The organism is Stenotrophomonas sp. PvP093 (assembly GCF_017876915.1).
Lineage (GTDB): Bacteria > Pseudomonadota > Gammaproteobacteria > Xanthomonadales > Xanthomonadaceae > Stenotrophomonas > Stenotrophomonas muris.
On the sequence record NZ_JAGIOX010000004.1, the window covers coordinates 2,961,344 to 2,973,235 of the forward strand.

Sequence of the window (11,892 nt, forward strand, 5' to 3'; positions counted from 1 at the left end):
TCTTGGGGTCAGATCCGTTTTCCTGCAGAAAACGGATCTGACCCCATTGGATGCACCCCGCCTTCGACAGTTCCCTGCGATCTGTCGGAACGGCTCTTGGGGTCAGATCCGTTTTCCTGCGGAAAACGGATCTGACCCCAGATTTATTTCGATGTCTGACAGATGTGTCGACCAAGGTCGACACCTACCAACAGCCGCGTGAACCTGTCTGAGGCGGGGCGGTGTGGGGTGGCAGGACCGTTGGCGCCATGGATGGCGCCATCGAGCCCCCATGGGTGAGGGCGCTTTGCTTGCGAAGCACTGCTTCGCAAGCGCCCGAACGCACAGCCGCCAGCGGCTGGGCCGGCCCCCGGAGGGGGGTTTACGGCGTGTCCTGCCAACCCACACCGCCCCGCCATCCCACGGATCGCCCCCTGTTGCTGTTGCTGTTGCTGTTGCTTCGGCCTCTGCAGGTGCCGGGCGCCGCCCGGCCGACCAACCCCTTGATTTCGGGACAATCAGCCATACCCCTTGGCGAGGCCGCACGCGCTGGCGCGGCATTGCACATGGAGCCCTATCGATGACCGAGACCACCCAGACCGAAACCCTTGGCTTCCAGACCGAAGTCAAGCAGCTGCTGCAGCTGATGATCCACTCGCTGTACTCCAACAAGGAGATCTTCCTGCGCGAGCTGGTCTCCAACGCCGCCGACGCCGCCGACAAGCTGCGCTTCGAGGCCCTGACCCAGCCGGCCCTGCTGGAAGGCGACAGCGAACTGCGCGTGCGCGTCAGCTTCGACCCCGCCGCCCACACCATCACCATCGAAGACAACGGCATCGGCATGAGTCGCGCCGAGGCGATTGCCCATCTCGGCACGATCGCCAAGTCCGGCACCGGCGATTTCCTGCGCCAGCTGTCCGGCGACCAGAAGAAGGATTCGCAGCTGATCGGCCAGTTCGGCGTCGGCTTCTACAGCGCCTTCATCGTTGCCGACGAGGTCGAAGTGACCTCGCGCCGCGCCGGCTTGGCCGCAGGTGAAGGCGTGCGCTGGACCTCGCGCGGCGAAGGCGATTTCAACGTCGCCACCGTCGACAAGGCCGAGCGCGGCACCCGCATCGTCCTGCATCTGAAGGATGGCGAGCATGATTTCGCCGACGGCTGGCGCCTGCGCAGCATCCTCAAGAAGTATTCGGACCACATCGGCCTGCCGATCCAGATGCCGAAGGAAGGTGGCGAAGAAGGCGCCACCGTCGAGTGGGAGACCGTCAACCGCGCCAGCGCGCTGTGGACCCGTCCGCGCACCGAGATCGGCGACGCCGAGTACACCGAGTTCTACAAGCACGTGGCGCACGACCACAGCGATCCGCTGGCGTGGAGCCACAACAAGGTCGAAGGCAAGCTGGAGTACACCTCGCTGCTTTACGTGCCCGGCCGCGCGCCGTTCGACCTGTACCACCGCGATGCGCCCAAGGGCCTGAAGCTCTATGTGCAGCGCGTGTTCGTGATGGACCAGGCCGAGCAGTTCCTGCCGCTGTACCTGCGCTTCATCAAGGGCGTGGTCGACTCCAACGACCTGTCGCTGAACGTCTCGCGCGAGATCCTGCAGTCCGGCCCGGTCATCGATTCGATGAAGGCGGCGCTGACCAAACGCTCGCTGGACATGCTGGACAAGCTGGCCACCGACAAGCCGGAGCAATACGCCACGTTCTGGAAGGAATTCGGCCAAGTGCTGAAGGAAGGCCCGGCCGAGGACTACAACAACCGCGAGAAGGTGGCCGGGCTGCTGCGCTTCGCCTCCACCCGCGGCGACGGCGATGCGCAGACGGTGTCGCTGGCCGATTACCTCGGCCGCATGACCGAAGGCCAGGACAAGATCTACTACCTGACCGGCGAGAGCTACAGCCAGGTGCGCAACAGCCCCCACCTGGAAGTGTTCCGCAAGAAGGGCGTGGAAGTGCTGCTGCTGACCGACCGCATCGACGAGTGGCTGATGGGCTACCTGACCGATTTCGACGGCAAGGGCTTCGTCGACATCGCTCGTGGCGATCTCGACCTGGGCGCGCTGGAAACCGAAGCGGACAAGCAGGAACAGGAAGCCGCGGCGAAGGACAAGCAGGGCCTGGTCGAGCGCCTGAAGACCGTGCTGGGCGATGACGTGGCCGAAGTGCGCGTGTCACACCGCCTGACCGATTCGCCGGCGGTACTGGCCATCGGCGAACAGGACCTGGGCCTGCAGATGCGCCAGATCCTGGAAGCCAGCGGGCAGAAGGTGCCGGACAGCAAGCCGGTGCTGGAAATCAACCCGGGCCACCCACTGATTGCCAAGCTGGATGCCGAAGCCGATGGCGCGCGTTTCGACGACCTCGGCCGGGTGCTGTTCGACCAGGCCGCGCTGGCCGCCGGTGACAGCCTGAAGGACCCGGGTGCCTACGTGGCGCGGCTGAACAAGCTGCTGCTGGAGCTGTCGGCCTGATCGACAGGGTGGTCGCCGGGCATGGCCCGGCTTACCCGGCGGTGCTCTGGTAGAGGCCGACCTTGGTTGGCGCCCAAAAAGCGTGCCAACCAAGGTTGGCACCTACCGGGGCGGATCGAGCGTGCCAACCAAGGTTGGCAGCTACCGGCGCGGGTGGAGAGTGCCAACCAAGGTTGGCACCCACCAGGGGCGGCGGTTGGCGCCTGCCGAAAGGGGTTCAGGCGTCGCGATCCAGCAGCGAACCCAGCATCTGGTCCTGGCGGCGAATCACCGCGGCATTGGCGGCGAAGGCCACCACCTCGGCTTTCGCGGCCAGCAGGTCACCCAGCGGCGCGCCGGCATCGGCGCCGACGGGAATCACCGCGGCCTGCACCCCACCCTGCCCGGCAGCACTGCGCTGCAGCTGCAGGCGCTGGGCATCCGGGGTCGCCAGGTTGGCCACGTTGTGCGCAGCCACCTGCACGCCCTGCTGGGCCGCACGCATCCCGCCGAGGGCAATTCCCATCACGTTGTCCATGGCGGTCTCCGGGCCGCACGACGCGGCCCTCCGGACCGGTTAACGGCCGGCGGGCCGCGACCTTGAGTCCACATCGGCCCGACAGGCCCGAGTGGTAGCATATCCCCCTGATTTCAGCGCCTTTTGCCAATGCTCAGTTTTTTCCGCCGCAAGAAGCCCCAGGATGCCCCCGCAGCGGAGGCACCCAAGACCCAGCACTACTCGGCTGAAGAGCTGGCGGCGGCGTTCCCGTCGGCCGCGCCGGTCGAGGACAAAGAGCCAGCACCGGTAGCCGTACCGGCCGCGCCTGCGCCGGTCGAGCCGCCGCCGGCAGCCGTCGTTCCGGTCGCTGTCGAGCCCACCCCGGTGGTTCCGGCACAGGTCGTTCCCGCTCCGAGCGCTCCGCAACCGGCCGCCCGGATCGACGTCGCCCCGGTGGCGGCCCTGGCCATCGAACCGGCACCCGCACCAGTGCCTCAGCCCACCCCGGCACCGGTCACCGACGACCTGCCTGCCGCCGCCTCGATCGATGCCGTTCCGGCGCCTGCCGGCAAGCCCGGCTGGCGCGAACGCCTGCGCAACAGCGTCATCGCGCGCAGCTTCGGTGGACTGTTCTCGCGCAACCCCAAGCTCGACGACGATCTGCTGGACGAGCTGGAAACCGCACTGATCACCGCCGACGTCGGCGTGGGCGCCACCACCGATCTGGTCGAGGGCCTGCGCAAGCGCATGAAGTCGCGCGAGTTCGCCGACGCCAATGCGCTGCTGGCCGCGTTGCGCGCCGAGCTGATCGCGATCCTGCAGCCGGTGGCTAAGCCGCTGGTGATCGACCGCAACGCCAAGCCCTTCGTGGTGCTCACCGTCGGCGTGAACGGCGTCGGCAAGACCACCACCATCGGCAAGCTGGCCAAGCGCTTCAAGGATGACGGCCACAGCCTGATGCTGGCTGCCGGCGATACCTTCCGCGCCGCCGCCGTGGCCCAGCTGCAGGCCTGGGGCGAGCGCAACGGCGTAGCCGTGGTCGCGCAGGGGCAGAACGCCGATGCCGCTTCGGTGGCATTCGACGCGCTGCAGGCCGGCAAGGCCCGCGGCACCTCGGTGCTGATCGCCGATACCGCCGGCCGCCTGCACACCCAGTCCGGCCTGATGAACGAGCTGGGCAAGATCCGCCGCGTGCTCGGCAAGATCGACCCCACCGCCCCGCACGAAGTGCTGATGGTGATCGACGGCACCACCGGCCAGAACGCGCTGTCGCAGTTGCGCCAGTTCAATGCCGCAGTGAACGTGACCGGCCTGGTGGTGACCAAGCTGGACGGCACTGCCAAGGGCGGCGTGGTGTTCGCGCTGGCCCGCGAGTTCGGCATCCCGATCCGCTTTGCCGGTATCGGCGAGCGCCCGGAAGACCTGCGCGTGTTCGATCCGGAAGCGTTCGTCGACGCCCTGCTGCCCGAAGCGCTGGGCGCCTGATACACCGCGCAGCCACGCATGGGGTGGCTCTACCGCAGCCTGGTAGAGCCACCCCACGGTTGGCTGCCTCTCTGGAACTCCAATGCCCCGCCAGTCGCACGCCAGCGCCGCAACCACGCAGACCGACGACTTCGTCGCCCGCCTACTGCACTGGTTCGACGACCATGGTCGCCACGACCTGCCCTGGCAGCACCCACGCAGCCCCTATCGGGTCTGGCTGTCGGAAATCATGCTGCAGCAGACCCAGGTAGCCACGGTCATCCCGTACTTCCAGCGGTTCCTGCAGCATTTCCCGACGCTGCCCGACCTCGCCGCCGCCAGCAATGACGCGGTGATGGCGCAGTGGGCCGGGCTCGGCTACTACGCCCGCGCACGCAACCTGCATGCCGCCGCGAAGCGCTGCGTGGAACTGCACGACGGCGACCTGCCGCGCGATTTCGATGCCTTGCATGCCCTGCCCGGCATCGGCCGCAGCACCGCAGGTGCGATCCTCAGCCAGGCCTGGAACGATCCGTTCGCGATCCTCGATGGCAACGTCAAGCGCGTGCTCAGCCGTTACCACGGCATCGACGGCTTTCCCGGCCTGCCGGCCATCGAGAAACAGTTGTGGTCGATTGCCGAGGCGCACGTGGCGCAGGTGCCGGCCGGGCGAATGGCTGATTACACCCAGGCCCAGATGGACCTGGGTGCGACGGTGTGCAGCCGCGCCAAGCCAGCCTGCGTGATCTGCCCGCTGCAGGACGCGTGCGCGGCGCGCCACGAAGGCCGCACCGCCGAACTGCCCACGCCCAAGCCCAGCAAGGCCCTGCCCGAGCGCGAAGCGATGGCCCTGCTGCTGCGCGACGCCCAGCAGCGCGTGCTGCTGCAGAAGCGGCCGGACACCGGCATCTGGGCACAGTTGTGGACGCTGCCGCAGGCCGAGGCCGGCAGCGAACTGCAGGACTGGTTCGACGCGCACGTTGACGGCACGCTGGAAGACGCCGAGGAGCTGCCCGTGCTGCAGCACACCTTCAGCCACTACAAGCTGCACCTGCAGGTGCTGTCGCGGCAGGTGCACGGCCTGCGCGTGGAAGAACCCACGCTGCGCTGGGTCGCCACCGACGAACTGCCCGCGCTGGGCCTGCCGGCCCCCATCCGCAAGCTGCTCGATGGCGCCACGATCAAGGCGCCGAAACGAACGCCCAAGAAACCCCGCAACCACGAGTGAGTACCATGTCCCGAACCGTCTTCTGCCAGTACGAACAACGCGATGCCGAGGGCCTGGACTTCGTGCCCTACCCCGGCGAACTGGGCCAGCGCATCTTCAGCAACATCGGCAAGCAGGCCTGGGCGGCGTGGCTTGCGCACCAGACCATGCTGATCAACGAAAACCGCCTGTCGCCGCGTACCCCGGAGCATCGCGCGTTCCTTGAAGGCGAACTGGTCAAGTTCCTGTTCGAGAAGGACGCGGAAAAGCCGGCTGGCTTCACTCCGGAAACCTGACGCACGGGTAGTGCCGGCCGCTGGCCGGCATCGCGCAGATGCCAGGTTGCCGGCCAGCGCCGGCACTACCGCGCTATTTCGTATTTTCCTCGCGCTCCTGCACCTGCGCCTGGCGCAGCTCCTGCTCGGAGGCACGCAGTGCCTTCACGTCCAGCTTGCGGATGCTGTTGATGAAGCACGGCATGCGCGGGCCATCGGTCGGGTCGCGCACCAGCACCTTGTCGAAACGCGATGACACGCGGCCCATGCTGCTGGTCAACCCGATGGCGGTGGCGTACGACAGGTCCGGGCACGGACCACTCAGTTCCAGCAGGTAAGCCTCGCTCGGCCGGGTCCACACCGCCAGCGCGCTGTCACCCAGTTCGGTCCAGCCATTGAGGCTGCCGAAGAACTGCATGTCGTTCTGCGGCGCGCCGGCGTGGGCGCGGTACAGATCCAGTTTCTCGGTACTGCTGAGCCGGCCGGTGGTCGCGCAGGCGGCCAGCGCCAGGCAGAGTCCGGCGATCAGGATCGGGGTCTTCATGGCGATCTCCTCGGGGAACCTGCTGCGATCATGCGCCGGCCGATGTGCGGCCGGCGCGAGGGCAGGTAAACCCGTTCAGGCACCGGGAGGCGGCCGTTGCCGGCCGCTCAGACGTCGGTGTGGGCCAGTGCGTGCAGGCGCCCTTCGCGCAGCTCCAGCACCCGGTCCAGGCGCCGCGCCAGGCTGCGGTCGTGGGTGACCAGCACCAGGCTGGTATGACGCGCGCGGTTGAGTTCCAGCATCAGCTCGAACACGGTGCCCGCGGTGCGGTCATCCAGGTTGCCGGTCGGCTCGTCACCGAGCACGCAGGCCGGATGATTGACCAGCGCACGTGCCACCGCGGCACGTTGGCGTTCGCCGCCGGACAGCTCGCCCGGCTTGTGGTCCAGGCGATGTCCGAGGCCGACCGCTTCCAGCAGCGTGGTGGCCCGGCTGCTCGCTTCGGCCACGGCAGTGCCGGCCAGCAGCACCGGCATCATCACGTTTTCCAGCGCGGTGAATTCCGGCAACAGGTGGTGAAACTGGTAGACGAAGCCCAGCGCCTGGTTGCGCAGCAGGCCGCGCGCGGTATCCGACAGCGCCGACATGCGCTGGCCCGTGACGTACACCTCGCCTGCGGTCGGAACATCCAGCCCGCCCAGCAGGTGCAGCAGCGTGCTCTTGCCGGCACCGGAGGCACCGATGATCGCCACCGTCTCGCCGGCGGTCACGGTCAGGTCCAGTCCATCGAACACCGGGGTCTGCATGCGCCCTTCGGCGTAGGTCTTGCCCAGTGCTTCGGCGCGGATCACCTCATCGCCGCGGTTGAAGACCTTATTCATAACGCAGGGCCTCCGCCGGCTGGGTGCGTGCTGCCCGCCAGGCGGGATACAGGGTGGCCAGGAAGCTCATCAGCAGCGCGACCACGGTGATCGCCACCACGTCGCCGGTCTGCATGTCGGTCGGCAGGCCGGTGATGTAGTACACATCCTCCGGCAGCAGCTTGACGTTGAACACGCTCTCGATGGCACCGAGGATGCGTTCCAGGTTGAGGGTCAGGGTGATGCCGCCGATCAGGCCGGCCAGCGTGCCGAAGATGCCGATCAGCGAACCCTGCACCATGAACACCTGCATCACCCCGCCCGGGGTCAGGCCGAGGGTGCGCAGGATGGCGATGTCGGCCTGCTTGTCGGTCACCAGCATCACCTGCGAGGACACCAGATTGAACGCACCCATGGCGATGATCAGCGACAGCAGGATGCCCATCACCACCTTCTCCATGCGCAGCGAGTGGTAGAGGTTGGCGTTCTGCTGGGTCCAGTCACTCACGCGGTAGGCACCACCCAGGCTCTGCGCCAGGTCCACGCCCACTTCCAGCGAGCGGTCCATGTCGTGCAGTTTCAACCGCACGCCGGTGGCACCGTCGCTGCGCAGCACGCGCTCCAGGTCCTGCATGTTGGCGAAGCCTACGCCCCGGTCGACCTCGTTGTAGCCGGCCTCGAAGATGCCGCTGACGGTGAAGCGTTTCATCCGCGGCACGGCACCGGCAGGCGTGCCCTGCACTTCGGCGAAGGTCACCAGCACCTGGTCACCGACGTCGACGCCGAGCCAGATCGCCAGTTCCTTGCCCAGCAGCAGGTTGAAGCTGCCCGGCGTCAGGCTGGCATAGCTGCCCTTGGTGACCTTCTTGTCGATCACCGATACCTTCGGCTCCAGCGCCGGATCGATGCCCTGGATGATCGCGCCCTGCACGCGCGGGCCGCTGATCATCGACTGGATCTCGATGTACGGCGCGGCACCGGCCACGCGCGGATCCTCGCGGGCCACGTCGACCACCCGCATCCAGTCCGGCATCGGCTCGCCGTCGCGGCTGATGGTGGTGTGCGCGGTCATCTGCAGCAGGCGGCTGCGGATTTCCTTCTGGAATCCGCTCATCACCGCCAACGTGGTGATCAGCACCGTAACGCCGAGCGCGATGCCCAGGATCGATGCCATCGAGATGAAGGAGATGAAGCCGTTGCGGCGCTTGGCGCGCAGGTAGCGCAGGCCAATGGCCACGGGAATGGGTTTGAACATGCAGGCACGCCGGTCAATTCAGCTTATGGTGCCATCGTCCGGGGCTGACGGGAAACGGCGCGTGCGGCTACGGCCAGTCGCAGTTCACGTCGCTGCCCGGAATCGAGCACATCCGGCCAGAACAGCAGGCGCTGGCGGCGCCGATCCTCACGCCACAGCAACAACAGCCATGGGCCACGCACCACCAGCCGTGGCGTATCAACGTCCTGCCCGGCCACCTGCAGTGGCTCGGGAAGCGGCGGCAGAAGCACCTGCACGCGCGGCCTGCGCTGGCGCCAGGCCAGTTCGGCCAGGCCCGTGCACCAGGCCAGCACCACTGCGGGCATCAGCAGCCGTGAAGGCAGATCCGATGCGCGCAGCAGCCACGGCGCAGCCAGCAGCACCGCCAGCTGGGCGGCGGCCTGCAGCCGCGAGGGGCGCCACTCAAGGCTTGAGGGCGAGGATCTTCTGCATGAGGGGGATCGCGTGCGCATGCGGGCAGGCCTCGTAGCCCATGAACCAGCGCCACAACTTATCGTCCTCGCAGTCGAGCAGGAACAGGAAAACCTCGCGCTCTTCGGTCGGCGCAGTGCTCCACTCGTGGTCCAGGTAGCGGCCGAACAGCTGGTCCAGCTCACGCATGCCGCGGCGACAGCGCCAGCGCAGCTTCTTCAGCAGAACGTCTTCTTCCATCGTGTTTCTCCAGATACAGCAAAGCCACGCATGGCGTGGCTCTACTGGGGTGGCACAGCCACGCGTGGCGTGGCTCTACCCGGTACAGCCGGGCCTGATCAGGCGCGGCGTTCCATCATCAGCTTCTTGATCTCGGCGATCGCCAGCGCCGGGTTCAGGCCCTTCGGGCAGGTCCGGGCGCAGTTCATGATGGTGTGGCAGCGGTACAGCTTGAACGGATCTTCCAAATCATCCAGGCGCGCACCGGTGTCCTCATCGCGCGAGTCGATGATCCAGCGGTAGGCCTGCAGCAGGATCGCCGGGCCCAGGTAACGCTCGCCGTTCCACCAGTAGCTCGGGCAGCTGGTCGAGCAGCAGGCGCACAGGATGCACTCGTACAGGCCGTCCAGCTTCTTGCGGTCTTCCGGCGACTGCAGGCGCTCGCGGTCCGGCGGTGCCGGGGTCTGGGTACGGATCCACGGCTTGATCGACGCGTACTGCGCGTAGAAGTGGGTCAGGTCCGGAACCAGATCCTTGACCACGTTCATGTGCGGCAGCGGGTAGATCGGCACTTCCTTCTTGCCGCAGTCCGAGATGGCTCGGGTGCAGGCCAGGGTGTTGGTGCCGTCGATGTTCATGGCGCACGAACCACAGATGCCTTCGCGGCACGAGCGGCGGAAGGTCAGGGTCGGGTCGATCTCGTTCTTGATCTTGATCAGGGCGTCCAGGACCATCGGGCCACAGGCGTCCAGATCGACTTCATAGGTATCGGTGCGCGGGTTGCTGTCGTCGTCCGGACTCCAGCGGTAGATCTTGAAGGTGCGCACATTCTTGCCGCCGTTCTTGACGGGGAAATGCTTGCCCTTCGTGATCTTGGAATTCTTGGGGAGTGAAAACTCGGCCATGGCTGCTCTCGTTGGCTCAGGCGGCCCGCGCCCGTGGGCGCGGATTGCATGGTAGGCGGGGTCGGATCAGTACACGCGCGGCTTCGGCGGCACCACGGACACGTCGTCGGTCAACGTGTACATGTGCACCGGACGGTAGTCGAAGCTGCACTTGCCCTTCTCGTCGACGCTGACCAGGGTGTGCTTCTGCCAGTTGACGTCGTCGCGGTCCGGGAAGTCCTCGTGCGCATGCGCGCCGCGGCTTTCCTTGCGCTGTTCGGCCGAGTTGATCGTCGCCACCGCATTGAGCAGCAGGTTGTTCAGCTCGTAGGTCTCGATCAGGTCCGAGTTCCACACCAGCGAACGGTCGGAGACCTTCACGTCCTGGAACGAGTCGAAGATCTTGTCCATCTTCTCGCAGCCTTCCTTCAGCGTCTGGCTGGTGCGGAAGACCGCCGCGTCGGCCTGCATGGTGCGCTGCATGCGATCGCGGATGACCGAGGTCGGGGTATCGCCGTTGGCGTGGCGCAGCTTGTCCAGCAGGCCCAGCGCCTTGTCGCAGGCATCGGCCGGCAGCGGCTTGTGCGCGGCGCCCGGCTTGATGGTCTCGGCGCAGCGGTTGGCCACGGCACGGCCGAACACCACCAGGTCCAGCAGCGAGTTCGAGCCCAGGCGGTTGGCGCCATGCACGGACACGCAGGCCGCTTCGCCGATGGCGTACAGGCCCGGCACCACGGCATTGTCGTTGTCGCCGACCTTCTGCACCACTTCGCCGTGGTAATTGGTCGGAATGCCGCCCATGTTGTAGTGCACGGTCGGGATGACCGGAATCGGCTGCTTGTGCACGTCGACGCCGGCGAAGATGCGGGCGCTCTCGGCGATGCCCGGCAGCTTCTCGTCGATCACGCCCGGGCCGAGGTGGGTCAGGTCGAGCAGGATGTGGTCCTTGTGCTCGCCGACGCCGCGGCCTTCGCGGATCTCGATGGTCATCGAACGGCTGACCACGTCGCGCGAGGCCAGGTCCTTGTAGTGCGGCGCGTAGCGCTCCATGAAGCGCTCGCCGCTGCTGTTGCGCAGGATGCCACCTTCACCGCGGACACCCTCGGTGATCAGGCAGCCGGCGCCGTAGATGCCGGTCGGGTGGAACTGCACGAACTCCATGTCCTGCATGGCGATGCCGGCACGCATGGCCAGGCCGCCACCGTCGCCGGTGCAGGTGTGCGCCGAGGTGGCGCTGAAGTAGGCACGGCCGTAGCCGCCGGTGGCCAGTACCACGCCCTGGGCGCGGAACAGGTGCAGGGTGCCGTCGGACATGTCCAGGGCCAGCACGCCGCGGCAGGCGCCTTCCTCGTCGAAGATCAGGTCGAGCGCGAAGTACTCGATCATGAAGCGCGCGTCGTGCTTCAGCGACTGCTGGTACAGCGTGTGCAGCATCGCGTGGCCGGTACGGTCGGCCGCCGCGCAGGTACGCTGCGCCGCCGGGCCTTCGCCATACTTGGTGGTCATGCCACCGAACGGACGCTGGTAGATCTTGCCTTCGGCGGTGCGCGAGAACGGCACGCCGTAATGTTCGAGCTCGATGATGGCCGGGATGGCCTCACGGCACATGTACTCGATGGCGTCCTGGTCGCCCAGCCAGTCCGACCCCTTGATGGTGTCGAAGAAGTGGTAGCGCCAGTCGTCCTCGCCCATGTTGCCGAGCGCGGCCGAGATACCGCCCTGGGCGGCAACGGTGTGAGAACGGGTCGGGAAGACCTTGGTCAGGCACACGGTCTGCAGGCCCTTGGCGGCCAGGCCGAACGTGGCGCGCAGGCCGGCACCGCCGGCGCCGACCACGACCATGTCGTACTTGTGTTCGGTGATCTTGTAAGCGGACATCTAA

General features: G+C 67.0%; 12 protein-coding genes. 4 read left to right on the forward strand and 8 right to left on the reverse strand.

Annotation, left to right across the window (positions count from 1 at the left end):
• Window positions 1–559: 559 nt before the first annotated feature.
• Window positions 560–2,452, forward strand: coding sequence for a molecular chaperone HtpG (htpG, locus tag J3A72_RS16285; protein ID WP_075075796.1), 1,893 nt, complete (start codon window positions 560–562; stop codon window positions 2,450–2,452).
• A 217-nt stretch (window positions 2,453–2,669) separates the two neighbouring features.
• Here htpG and J3A72_RS16290 read toward each other — a convergent pair whose 3' ends face one another.
• Window positions 2,670–2,969, reverse strand: coding sequence for a hypothetical protein (locus J3A72_RS16290; RefSeq protein WP_075075795.1), 300 nt, complete (start codon window positions 2,967–2,969; stop codon window positions 2,670–2,672).
• A 129-nt stretch (window positions 2,970–3,098) separates the two neighbouring features.
• Between J3A72_RS16290 and ftsY the strand changes: the two genes are divergently transcribed.
• From ftsY to J3A72_RS16305, 3 genes are all read left to right on the forward strand, one after another.
• On the forward strand, window positions 3,099–4,415 hold the full coding sequence (gene ftsY, locus J3A72_RS16295; RefSeq protein WP_075075794.1) for a signal recognition particle-docking protein FtsY: 1,317 nt from the start codon (window positions 3,099–3,101) through the stop codon (window positions 4,413–4,415).
• Between the two features lie 82 nt (window positions 4,416–4,497).
• A complete protein-coding gene (gene mutY, locus J3A72_RS16300; RefSeq protein ID WP_075075793.1) occupies window positions 4,498–5,622 on the forward strand; it encodes an A/G-specific adenine glycosylase in 1,125 nt (374 codons plus the stop codon).
• A gap of 5 nt (window positions 5,623–5,627) precedes the next feature.
• Window positions 5,628–5,897: an oxidative damage protection protein gene (locus tag J3A72_RS16305; protein ID WP_032958626.1), complete on the forward strand. Its 270-nt coding sequence runs from the start codon at window positions 5,628–5,630 to the stop codon at window positions 5,895–5,897.
• A 73-nt stretch (window positions 5,898–5,970) separates the two neighbouring features.
• Here the strand turns inward: J3A72_RS16305 and J3A72_RS16310 are convergent, their stop codons facing one another.
• From J3A72_RS16310 to sdhA, 7 genes are all read right to left on the reverse strand, one after another.
• Window positions 5,971–6,420 (reverse strand): DUF6491 family protein, encoded by a 450-nt coding sequence (locus J3A72_RS16310; protein WP_075075792.1) that lies wholly within the window; start codon window positions 6,418–6,420, stop codon window positions 5,971–5,973.
• A gap of 107 nt (window positions 6,421–6,527) precedes the next feature.
• A complete protein-coding gene (lolD, locus tag J3A72_RS16315; protein ID WP_075075791.1) occupies window positions 6,528–7,241 on the reverse strand; it encodes a lipoprotein-releasing ABC transporter ATP-binding protein LolD in 714 nt (237 codons plus the stop codon).
• A complete protein-coding gene (locus tag J3A72_RS16320; RefSeq protein ID WP_014646767.1) occupies window positions 7,234–8,475 on the reverse strand; it encodes a lipoprotein-releasing ABC transporter permease subunit in 1,242 nt (413 codons plus the stop codon). Before J3A72_RS16320 ends, lolD begins: the two co-directional genes overlap by 8 nt.
• A 23-nt stretch (window positions 8,476–8,498) precedes the next feature.
• Window positions 8,499–8,948, reverse strand: a complete 450-nt coding sequence (locus J3A72_RS16325) for a hypothetical protein (protein ID WP_041863309.1) — start codon at window positions 8,946–8,948, stop codon at window positions 8,499–8,501.
• Entirely contained in the window at window positions 8,899–9,147 is a 249-nt protein-coding gene (locus J3A72_RS16330) for a succinate dehydrogenase assembly factor 2 (protein ID WP_005409080.1), read from the reverse strand. The genes J3A72_RS16325 and J3A72_RS16330 overlap by 50 nt, the downstream gene beginning before the upstream one ends.
• 98 nt (window positions 9,148–9,245) lie before the next feature.
• Window positions 9,246–10,031 (reverse strand): succinate dehydrogenase iron-sulfur subunit, encoded by a 786-nt coding sequence (locus J3A72_RS16335; RefSeq protein WP_005409079.1) that lies wholly within the window; start codon window positions 10,029–10,031, stop codon window positions 9,246–9,248.
• 66 nt (window positions 10,032–10,097) lie between these two features.
• On the reverse strand, window positions 10,098–11,888 hold the full coding sequence (sdhA, locus tag J3A72_RS16340; protein ID WP_014646765.1) for a succinate dehydrogenase flavoprotein subunit: 1,791 nt from the start codon (window positions 11,886–11,888) through the stop codon (window positions 10,098–10,100).
• Window positions 11,889–11,892 lie beyond the last annotated feature (4 nt).

Coding starts and splice junctions, on each gene's coding strand:
- lolD (WP_075075791.1), bottom strand. CDS start 7,241: ATGAATAAGGTCTTCAACCGCGGCGATGAGGTGATCCGCGCCGAAGCA.
- J3A72_RS16310 (WP_075075792.1), bottom strand. CDS start 6,420: ATGAAGACCCCGATCCTGATCGCCGGACTCTGCCTGGCGCTGGCCGCC.
- J3A72_RS16330 (WP_005409080.1), bottom strand. CDS start 9,147: ATGGAAGAAGACGTTCTGCTGAAGAAGCTGCGCTGGCGCTGTCGCCGC.
- J3A72_RS16320 (WP_014646767.1), bottom strand. CDS start 8,475: ATGTTCAAACCCATTCCCGTGGCCATTGGCCTGCGCTACCTGCGCGCC.
- J3A72_RS16290 (WP_075075795.1), bottom strand. CDS start 2,969: ATGGACAACGTGATGGGAATTGCCCTCGGCGGGATGCGTGCGGCCCAG.
- ftsY (WP_075075794.1), top strand. CDS start 3,099: ATGCTCAGTTTTTTCCGCCGCAAGAAGCCCCAGGATGCCCCCGCAGCG.
- J3A72_RS16325 (WP_041863309.1), bottom strand. CDS start 8,948: ATGCGCACGCGATCCCCCTCATGCAGAAGATCCTCGCCCTCAAGCCTT.
- htpG (WP_075075796.1), top strand. CDS start 560: ATGACCGAGACCACCCAGACCGAAACCCTTGGCTTCCAGACCGAAGTC.
- J3A72_RS16305 (WP_032958626.1), top strand. CDS start 5,628: ATGTCCCGAACCGTCTTCTGCCAGTACGAACAACGCGATGCCGAGGGC.
- J3A72_RS16335 (WP_005409079.1), bottom strand. CDS start 10,031: ATGGCCGAGTTTTCACTCCCCAAGAATTCCAAGATCACGAAGGGCAAG.
- sdhA (WP_014646765.1), bottom strand. CDS start 11,888: ATGTCCGCTTACAAGATCACCGAACACAAGTACGACATGGTCGTGGTC.
- mutY (WP_075075793.1), top strand. CDS start 4,498: ATGCCCCGCCAGTCGCACGCCAGCGCCGCAACCACGCAGACCGACGAC.